Source organism: Deltaproteobacteria bacterium RBG_16_64_85, from assembly GCA_001798885.1.
In the GTDB taxonomy this organism is placed as follows: domain Bacteria; phylum Desulfobacterota; class Deferrimicrobia; order Deferrimicrobiales; family Deferrimicrobiaceae; genus FEB-35.
The window spans coordinates 1-8821 of sequence record MGQW01000093.1; the positions used below are offsets into that span (position 1 = coordinate 1).

The 8821-nt window shown below is 56.0% G+C and carries 12 protein-coding genes; all 12 read right to left on the reverse strand.

The genetic code is table 11. From position 1 onward, the window contains the following. Positions 1-151: 151 nt before the first annotated feature. The 12 genes from A2Z13_07190 to A2Z13_07245 all read right to left on the reverse strand — a co-directional run bounded on the left by A2Z13_07190 (position 152) and on the right by A2Z13_07245 (position 8749). Complete coding sequence (locus A2Z13_07190; protein OGP76001.1) at positions 152-424, reverse strand: hypothetical protein; 273 nt, start codon at positions 422-424, stop codon at positions 152-154. Between the two features lies 1 nt (position 425). Continuing rightward, on the reverse strand, positions 426-1244 hold the full coding sequence (locus A2Z13_07195; protein OGP76002.1) for a hypothetical protein: 819 nt from the start codon (positions 1242-1244) through the stop codon (positions 426-428). Further along, positions 1241-2092, reverse strand: coding sequence for a hypothetical protein (locus A2Z13_07200; GenBank protein ID OGP76003.1), 852 nt, complete (start codon positions 2090-2092; stop codon positions 1241-1243). The genes A2Z13_07195 and A2Z13_07200 overlap by 4 nt, the downstream gene beginning before the upstream one ends. After that, the gene (locus A2Z13_07205; protein ID OGP76004.1) at positions 2083-3321 is read right to left on the reverse strand and encodes a hypothetical protein; all 1239 of its coding nucleotides are present in this window, start codon (positions 3319-3321) and stop codon (positions 2083-2085) included. The genes A2Z13_07200 and A2Z13_07205 overlap by 10 nt, the downstream gene beginning before the upstream one ends. After that, positions 3314-4510 carry a hypothetical protein gene (locus A2Z13_07210; protein OGP76005.1) on the reverse strand — a complete coding sequence of 399 codons (1197 nt, stop codon included), beginning with the start codon at positions 4508-4510 and terminating at the stop codon, positions 3314-3316. Before A2Z13_07210 ends, A2Z13_07205 begins: the two co-directional genes overlap by 8 nt. Next, the gene (locus A2Z13_07215; GenBank protein ID OGP76006.1) at positions 4507-5157 is read right to left on the reverse strand and encodes a Flp pilus assembly protein CpaB; all 651 of its coding nucleotides are present in this window, start codon (positions 5155-5157) and stop codon (positions 4507-4509) included. The genes A2Z13_07210 and A2Z13_07215 overlap by 4 nt, the downstream gene beginning before the upstream one ends. 118 nt (positions 5158-5275) lie before the next feature. After that, the gene (locus tag A2Z13_07220) at positions 5276-5794 is read right to left on the reverse strand and encodes a hypothetical protein (protein ID OGP76007.1); all 519 of its coding nucleotides are present in this window, start codon (positions 5792-5794) and stop codon (positions 5276-5278) included. Between the two features lie 26 nt (positions 5795-5820). Continuing rightward, the gene (locus A2Z13_07225; protein ID OGP76008.1) at positions 5821-6294 is read right to left on the reverse strand and encodes a hypothetical protein; all 474 of its coding nucleotides are present in this window, start codon (positions 6292-6294) and stop codon (positions 5821-5823) included. Next, entirely contained in the window at positions 6291-7205 is a 915-nt protein-coding gene (locus A2Z13_07230; protein ID OGP76009.1) for a hypothetical protein, read from the reverse strand. Before A2Z13_07230 ends, A2Z13_07225 begins: the two co-directional genes overlap by 4 nt. Before the next feature lie 2 nt (positions 7206-7207). Then, positions 7208-7654, reverse strand: a complete 447-nt coding sequence (locus A2Z13_07235; protein ID OGP76010.1) for a hypothetical protein — start codon at positions 7652-7654, stop codon at positions 7208-7210. A gap of 13 nt (positions 7655-7667) precedes the next feature. Further along, positions 7668-7916, reverse strand: a complete 249-nt coding sequence (locus A2Z13_07240; protein ID OGP76011.1) for a hypothetical protein — start codon at positions 7914-7916, stop codon at positions 7668-7670. Between the two features lie 176 nt (positions 7917-8092). After that, a complete protein-coding gene (locus tag A2Z13_07245; protein ID OGP76012.1) occupies positions 8093-8749 on the reverse strand; it encodes a hypothetical protein in 657 nt (218 codons plus the stop codon). Between the last annotated feature and the right edge of the window lie 72 nt (positions 8750-8821).

Genomic DNA, 8821 nt, shown 5'->3' on the forward strand with positions numbered 1-8821 from the left:
GGAGGTCCGACGGGTCATGCGCCATCTGCGACGATCCCCGCGCCTGCTTCGAGGGTTCATCCGCCACTCGGGACTCCCCCTTTTTTTGATATGATCGTTGCATTATTTCCGCAGTGATCAATAATTCTACGAGCGGAGTTATATCTCCAGGCTACTCATTCAAGTCGTTTGCAAATAAGCGTGGGCCTGTCACATTGGCCCTTTGTTGTCGGGCGATACTGCGGTAATACCGTAGGCTTTCCTTCTTTCCTCTTGCCTCCGCGATTCGAAGCTGCAGAAGAACCATCTTTTTGTTTTGTGGGTGAAGTGCGGTTATTTGGCCAAGCACCTTCTCGCCTGCTGCCGCAGAACCCGATAGGAGAAGGATGAAAATAAGCGTGCCGAAGATGGATTGGCGCCGTCTGCGCCTGGGAGTTGTCCTCATGTCACCTCCCCAATAATTCCCAGAGATTGAGTATGACGGGCGAAAGGATGATCAGAAATACCGAAGGAAAGATGAAGATCACGAGAGGAAACAAGAGTTTTACCGCTGCTTTTTGTGCAAGGGTTTCTGCCCGGTGCCCTTGGCTTTCCATCATTCTTGAGGAAAGTTCCTGAAGTCCGCGGGACAGGGCGACCCCGAGGCGCTCCCCTTGCTGAATAAGGTTTAGAAAGGCCCTGTACTCCTCCAAGGGAATCCGGCCGCGAGATTTCTCGATGGCTTCCGCGCGGGATACCCCCAATAGCCGGGAGCGGGTGATTTCCTCCAATTCGCTGGAGAGAGGTCCCCGGGGAAGCGCACGGACGACTTCCGTGAGTGCAGCGGAAGACCCCATTCCGGCTTCCAACATAAGGGACAAGAGGAATGAGGCGACCGGAAGCGTCGAACGGACGGCCTCGATCTGCTTCCGGGAAGCTTCTTGAAACGACAAGAAAAAGGCAGTACCGCCGAGGAATGCCCCCAGGAAAAGAGAGAGGAATGCATTCAACAAGGAGAGATTCCAGCATAGCGTAAGGATCACCGTTGCAAAAAGGATCATTTCGCCTGCAAACCATCCCCTTAAGGAAGTGACAAGGTGAACCCCGGGAAACCATAAAATTCCCTTGTCGATCAACAACTTGTTTGATTTTTCATGCAAGTGCACGATTTTCTTCGCGAATCGTGGAATCAGGCCCGATCGGATTACGCCGTCCAGGAACCGGATCAGAATCAGCAACCCGACAAGAAAAAGCGCTCCGAGAAAAATGGAGTCGGAGGCGGTCATAATTTCACCGCCAAAATTTTTCGGATAGTCAGCCAGCCAAGAAACTGCAGGAAGGCAGCAATCATAAGAATTGCTTTCCCTTGAACCGTTCCGACGATGCGCGGCAGAAAGTCCGGATCGACTTTCGAGAGGACCCCGGTAAAGACGGGCGATAGTAAAGTTAATACCGCGGCTTGCAGGCGGGCCTGTGCGGTCATGCTTCGCATCTTTTCTCTCATCCGGTTTCTCGACTGAAGAATGTCCCGCGAGCGGGTAAGAAGTTCCACGATATTGCCGCCGGTTGGGAGCGCAACACGCAGGGGGCGGACCACCAAGGCAACCTCCTCGCAGGGCATTCGTTCTTCCCAGAGCGCGAAGGCCTCAGAAAGTGATGTTCCCAGCCGGCAAAGCCGAAAGACCCAAGATATTTCATTGCGGATTTCATGAGGAAGAAGCGGTATCGTGTCGGAAAGAGCCCCCTGAAGGCTATGTCCGGCCTTGACTTGCCCCGCCAGGATGTCAAGGAATCCCGGGATCTGAGCAATGACCCTCTTGCGCCTTCGTCCCCGGTAAAACCTGACCATAAAACCGGAAATGAGGATCGGGACGATGCCTGCCGCGGCTCCCCAGAGAAGATTTGTAGTTATCGCAATGGCAATGAACGCGCATACACCGCCGGCAGCCAGCAATATAAGCAGAATTTTTCGGGTAGGAAGTAGGAGGAATTCCTCGCGCAGATCTGCTGCGCGTTTTTGGGCTGTTGCCTCGAGTCGGCCGCGCAAGAATGGGACGAATACCCGCAAGAAGAGCCACGAGAGCAGTGACGCACCAGCGGCAAACAGGACGTATTCGAGAAGGGTTAATCCCATCCATTCCCCTCCGAGAGGAAAAACTTGGACGGGACGCCCGTCGGAATCAGACCCATCTTGCCGGGCGGTCCCTCGTTTTTCGACGACCGGAAGATCTCCTGTAAGAGAATTTGGGTTTCTCCCATCCCCGTAACCTCGACGATTGAGGTGACCGTCCTCTTGCCGTCACCCATCCGGCAGGTGTGAACGATGACATCGATGGCGGAGGCAATTTGTTCGCGGATGGCCCTGACGGGTATCTCTACCCCCGACAGAAGGACCATGGTTTCGAGGCGGCGCAGCATGTCTCGTGGGGAATTGGCATGGCCTGTGGTGATGGACCCATCGTGCCCGGTGTTCATGGCCTGCAGCATGTCAAGCGCTTCCCCCCCGCGGCATTCACCGATGACGATGCGATCGGGGCGCATACGGAGGGAATTTCGTACCAAATCCCTTATGGTGATTGCGCCGGTCCCCTCAATATTGGGTGGCCGCGCTTCCAGGCGGACAACGTGTGGTTTCATCAAACGGATTTCAGCGGCGTCTTCGATGGTGATGATTCTTTCCGAGTCAGGGATGAACTGCGAAAGGGCGTTGAGCAGGGTGGTCTTCCCGGACCCTGTTCCGCCCGATATGATGATGCTCATCCGGCGAACCACGGCTTCGCGAAGATATGCGGACGCGTCTGCGGTTAACGTACCTATGCGAATCAGTTCTTCCAGAGAGTAGGGTTCCTTGCGAAACTTGCGGATGGTCAGGCAAGGCCCGGTAAGGCTCACCGGTGGAATGATCGCGTTCACCCGGGATCCGTCCTGCAACCTGGCGTCCACAAAGGGAGACGACTCATCCAGGCGGCGGTTGACCTTGGACACCATCCGGTCGATCGTTGAGCGAAGGGTTTCATCGCTGAGAAAAACGATGCCCGAGAGCGTTACCTTCCCTTCGCGCTCGACATAAATCAGATCCTTTCCGTTGACCATGATTTCGGAAATGGAGGGATCCTGGAGATACCTTGTAAGGGGGCCGTAAGCAAAGATTTCGTCCAGAGTCCCTCTTCGCAGGATTTCCTTCTCTTGTTCGGGAAGATCCAGATCTTTCATCTCGGCACGCAGGCATTCTTCAGCGCGGGTGCGCCATTTTCCCTCAGCCTCCGGAAAGATTCCCGTATTCCGGGTATCGAGGTGCGAAATTACCTTCTTGTGCAGGGATCGACACAGGTCGATGTTCATGTGGGTGGCTCCTTTAATCAATGAATCGGAAGCGCATGCTTTCCTTTTCTTTCCTTGCCTTCGTGTCCCAGGAAGCCGCTTCCTCGGAAAAATCGCCCTTGGCCTCCGTAGGCGTTATGAAGATTGCCAACTCCGACTCGCTCTCACGAAAACTGCGGGACTTGAAAAGTTCACCGAGCACCGGGATCTGCCCCAGCAAGGGGATCTTGGCGACATCCTTCGCTATCTCGCTCTTTATCAGCCCGGACAGCATGACCGTGCCTCCGGCCGGGCCGGAGAAGTGAGTAGTGACGCGACGGGTGAGGAAAGAGGGAATCTGTGAACTGCCGCTCCCGTGATCCACGGTGCTGATTTCAGCGGAGATCTGAGTACGGATCTTGTTTCCTGCGTCCATCTTCGGCTGTAGCTTGAGGATGATGCCATAGGTTTTCCATTCGACGGTCCTTGTTTCGGGCGTAAGGATGACAATCGGGATCTCTCCTCCGGCGAGGAAACTTGCGCTTTCCCCGCTTTCACAGACGAGGTGGGGGTTGGCCAGGATCCGGGCGCGGCCGTCGGCCAGGAGAAGATTCAGACGGGCTTCAAAGTCGGATGCCACCGAAAATACCGAGCTCGTGTTTCCCCCCGTTGTCCAGGATCCTTTGAGGGGAAGCGAATCCGGCCATCGCACTCCCAACTGGGATGTTGCCCCCTTGCTGATTTCGATGATCTTCAAATCGTAGGAGAGAAGAGATCGTTTTTCTTCGGGGAGGGAGAGACGTAGGTGAACGTTGGGCCTTGACCGTGCGAAGTCATCCAGCAGTTTCCTCTCCGCAGGCGAAGAGACGGTGCCGGAAACAATGGCCGAGCTTCCCGTGTCGGTGACGGTAAGATCCGTGAAGGCAGCGGCGAATGCGCGGGTTTCTTCTAGGATGGCGTTCTTTTCCCGAACCGTTACTTCCCAGGTGATCTTTTTCCCCTTCTCCCATAGGACGAGATCGGTTTCTCCTTCTTTCTTGCCGACGACAATGACCCCGTCGCCCTTTGGAAGGGTACGCGCTTCGATGATATCCGGGTTTCCGATGGAAATACGCGTCACGCCGGCATGGTCGAGTATTTGCTGGAATCCCCGCCTGAGCTGCAGCGGATCGGCATTCGACGGAGCGGAAAGCAGAAGTGCACCGATTGTCCACAGGATGCGGGTGTGTAAAAGGAAATCGTTGGTTCTCACCCGGATTCCCCGCTTGGGAAAGGAATGCGCAGCTCCTGAACGCCCGCCTTCCAGATTTCGATTTTTTCTTCCGCTTGCTTCGTCTTCGACATAAAAGTCGCTCTGGCTTTGGAGGGTTCATCCGGATTCCTGAGGAACCAGTGGATTCGACCCTCGCGCGCAGCAGACGCAAGAAGTCTTCCCTCCTCCGGGGTTACGGATACCGTTACGGTGGATACTTCCCGGGATTCCTCCTTGGAAGGCGCCCTGCTGAAATGCCGATCGACCGAGATCACTGTGATCGCCTGGATCCAGGTCCGGATTCCTTTCCCGGCGTCCCCTTCGCAAAGCAGGTCCACGCTGTCCCCCGGGCGGATAAGGCCGGCAAAGGAGGAAGACATTGTCGCTTCGAACGTAATCGCCCGGCGACCGGCAGGGATCGTTTGGGAAAACCTCTCGGGATCGAACGGCTCTTCTACATCCGTCCAAAGGATTGGTTCTCCGGCCGCGAGATTCCCCCTGGCGCGTGCCCCGACCAGCAGCTCATATTCGGCTGCCGGCACATTGCGGCTGCTGGTACCCGATGCCGGGACGGATTTTTTGGCGAGGTTCTTCTCTGTGAAAACGCTCCCGGCAGGAATGGAAACCGATGGAACGACGATGTCCAAGGGAGCAGCTTTCCGATGGATATCCCTCTCGGCCGCAATAATTCTTTGCCTGGCAAGAAAGATCGCAGCCAACGTCAAAGCCAGACCCGCGAGGAGCAGGAAGAGTTCCTTCGATTTCCTATTCCCACTTTCGGGCGAGGAGGAACTTCCCTTCTTTCTCTTCCAGAAAAACAATGGATGTCTCCCTTCCTGTTTTACGTGTCGCTATGGCCACATGCTCTTGTCCATTGCCTGCATGAATGCACTCCCACCCAGAAGCCGAAAGCTGGTTGCGGATCTGCGGCCCCCGGGCATCCATTGCCCCAAATGCAAGACCGATAGAACCGGTTTCCGACTCCATGTGCATGACATGTTCCGCACGCAACCCCTGAGGGAGGGACATGGTGGGAAATGAAGTTGTACAGGTGTCTTCCCGGAGGTGTTGAACGAAGTACGGATTGGTGGGCTGGCCGCTGCCGGAGAGTTGAATATCGATTCCTTTCCGTGACAACTCTCGGCGGATAAGCGAAATGTCGTTTCCGGCGGATTTCTCCACCAGGTACCTTTTGCCATCGATGGTAAATACCTTGGTGGAAGAAAGCGTTTTGCAACCTATTTCAGACAATGCCGGCAGGGCGATGAGAACGAGCGGGAGCATCGTTATTCCCATGCAATGGAATAGGTTCAACGCAGGAATCCCGTCACGACAAATCCGTCGATAACTTGGCAAATTCTTCTCCCAGAGCCGGATGGTTTTTCCCAACAATCCACGCTTGCCTCGGAGATTCGGGCAGCCTGGAGGGTCGGGAAGTCCGAGACTCGGCCGATTTCCTCCCACCCTTTCCGAATTTCGGCGAATCCCTTGGTTCTTCCGGCAAGCGAGGGGAAAGGAGCGGGGAGGAGGCGGCTCTTATCGGTGCTTTCGGACCGGATGGTGACGCTGCGGTCGTACGGGAGAATGTCATCGGACATTTTCTGCTCAATGCCGGCAAGCCGACGTCCTGTTCGTATCGTTTCCGTCTGCGCAGAGGATTCCGCCGCCGAAAGCAGGAACGCCGCCCGACAGCAGACATAGCTTCCTGCAAGCAGGAGAAGCAATACCGGCAGTATCAGGACGACTTCTACCAGCCCTTGGCCGTTCATCCGCTTCGTGGTCATTGGATTTCGGGTTTCTCCGTCATTCGGGATTTCCAGTTCATCTCAACTGCGCCTCCTCCATACGGTTCCGCGTAGGATTCCATGGGGAAACGATGCGTTACGCTCGAGTTCAGGTATGGGATAGGCAAAGCAGAAACGGATTTATATCCAGCAAATCGCACCTTCTGCCGGCGGGAAAAGTCTTCCTCCGGTTCCAGCATTCGTATCGGCGCGCCCCCCATCCCGAGAATCGATCGAAGGGCAGTGTCGATAACGGTTGTCACCATGCGGGCGAGGTTTTTCGCCCATTTCCATTTTGCGATCTGGGCGGCAATGCTGGTAATCGGGCTCAATGCGTCCGCCAAGAGCAGGGGAGGACCTTGTTTCAGATGAAGTTCGAGGGTGTTTTTCCCGTCATGGGGGCCCCGTGGATCGACGGGGGTCAGTATCCCGGTCACATTCAGTTTCCGTGACAGGCTGGCGGTCTCGGCCAGTACGAGACAGGGAGTGAGGGTTTTCACTTCTTGCGCCCATCCCTCGAGTTGTTTTGCGCAATTCCAATAGGAACGGATCATTCCCGGGGCGCGTTGTGAGTAGGCGTTAAAGGCCGGTATCCCGGCGCCGAAACATGCAGCAACCGCCAGGGCGGCCCAAACGACGCAGATCCACCGGATGACGCGGAAACATTGGAGGATCCCGTCGTTCAAAGATGCGATGAGGTTCAGGCCACGAGCCTCCCACGTTGCAGCGGATAGCGCGATGGCATCAACGGCGTTGGCAGATGCGATTTTTTCCATACCGAGGTGGGCGACAGAGATAGTGGAGAACACCAGTACCAGGATTGCGGAGACCGTCGTGAGGAACAGGATCGCTGCCTGACCGGCGTTCCCACGGCGGAGTTGCACGATCTGGCTGGTGTAGAAAGAAATCATGGTCATTCCACCGTGACCCAACGGGATGCGTGAAGGAGCAGGTAATACTTGTCCGCGATACAGACTTTGGGAACGGGAGCCAGAAGGAACAGGATCCGGTCCATCCAGGGCACGATTAACTCGACCCCGTGGGTCAGGCGGATCCGGTATGCTTCTCCGGATAACGCACGGGTTGCAGTGGCGTCTTCTCCGTTCCGTGCAAAATTCAAGGAAGTAAGAGCGGCAGTTCCCCACATTCCGCCGGGGCGGTGTCGGCAGAGGGAAGAAGCTTCCGCCAGAGCGGATGCTTTGGCTTTTTGGAAGTCCGCACGCGCATTGAGTGCAAATTTTCGCGCAGCAAAGTGGGCAGCGGTTTCTATGGCCCCTTGACCCGCCCAAAGAAGCGAGAATTGGATGATGGTAAATATCATGGTGGTGAGCACGATCGTACCGATGAGAAAACCGATCATCGCAATTCCCCGCTTATTTTGAGCCGGCATAGTCGGAAAGGGATTTCTTGTTGGCTTCCTGGCGTCCCTGGTCCGAGAGGGATTCCACCTTCTTTTGGGAGCTTCCCGACATTGCGGTTATGATGGTGGAAAATTGGTTGCGAAGCTGGTTTCCGAAAATGTTGACGATACCGATTGCCGCGATGGCCACAAGTGCGACAACGATGATGTACTCGGTCAATCCTTGTCCATTGCGATTGCGTTTGGCGGCTTGCTTGTGCATGTCCTTCTCCTTTCCTTGGGGAGTGATGGCCCAGGAAGGAGCAAGGGGTATTCCCGCCCGATGGAAACGGGGCGGTGCAAGGAATCCATCTGAATTCGGGAGGATGGGGGCGCGGGGGTGGAGCGAGAGGGAAAGGGAGATCCGGTATCGGTCCGGAAAATGGACTGTCCGTCTTATTACCGGTCGGACTCCTGGAGTCGGATCCCGTATTTCTTCAGCTTCTCAAATAGCGTGGATTTCGCGATTCCAAGCTCACGGGCGGTGCGCGTCTTGTTCCATTTCTGCCGGGAAAGTTCGGTCAGGATATTGGTCTTCTCGGATTGCTCCCACCGCGAAAGGGACAGATCGGATGGAGATCCCTGGTGAGAAGCCTGCGCATGGAGGAGGAACCCGAAATCCTCTGCCTGAAGAACTCCTGCTTCACTCATTACTACGGCTCTCTGGATGGCATTGCGAAGCTCGCGAACGTTTCCCGGCCAGTCTTGCGCGCCCAGAAACTCGGCGGCCGAATCGGAAAGCGTTGGCGCCGAGTAGCCGATTCCGGAGCCGATGTCGGAAAGAAAATGGAGGGCGAGCGGAAGGATGTCCTCCCTGCGATCCCGGAGGGGAGGGACGTGAAGGGTTATCGTGCTGATACGAAAATAGAGATCGTCACGAAAGGTTTTTTTTGAGACTTCCTCCCGCAGGTTGCGGTTGGTCGCCGCCAGAATCCGGACGTCGACCAGAAGGATCTCGTTCCCGCCCACCCGCTTGATTTCCTTCTGTTCGAGTGCGCGCAGAAGCTTCGGTTGCAGCGGCAGCGGCAGTTCGCCGATCTCGTCCAGGAACAGCATGCCGCCGTGAGCCACTTCGAACGCTCCCCGCCGCTGAGCCGTCGCTCCCGTGAAGGCACCCTTCTCGTGGCC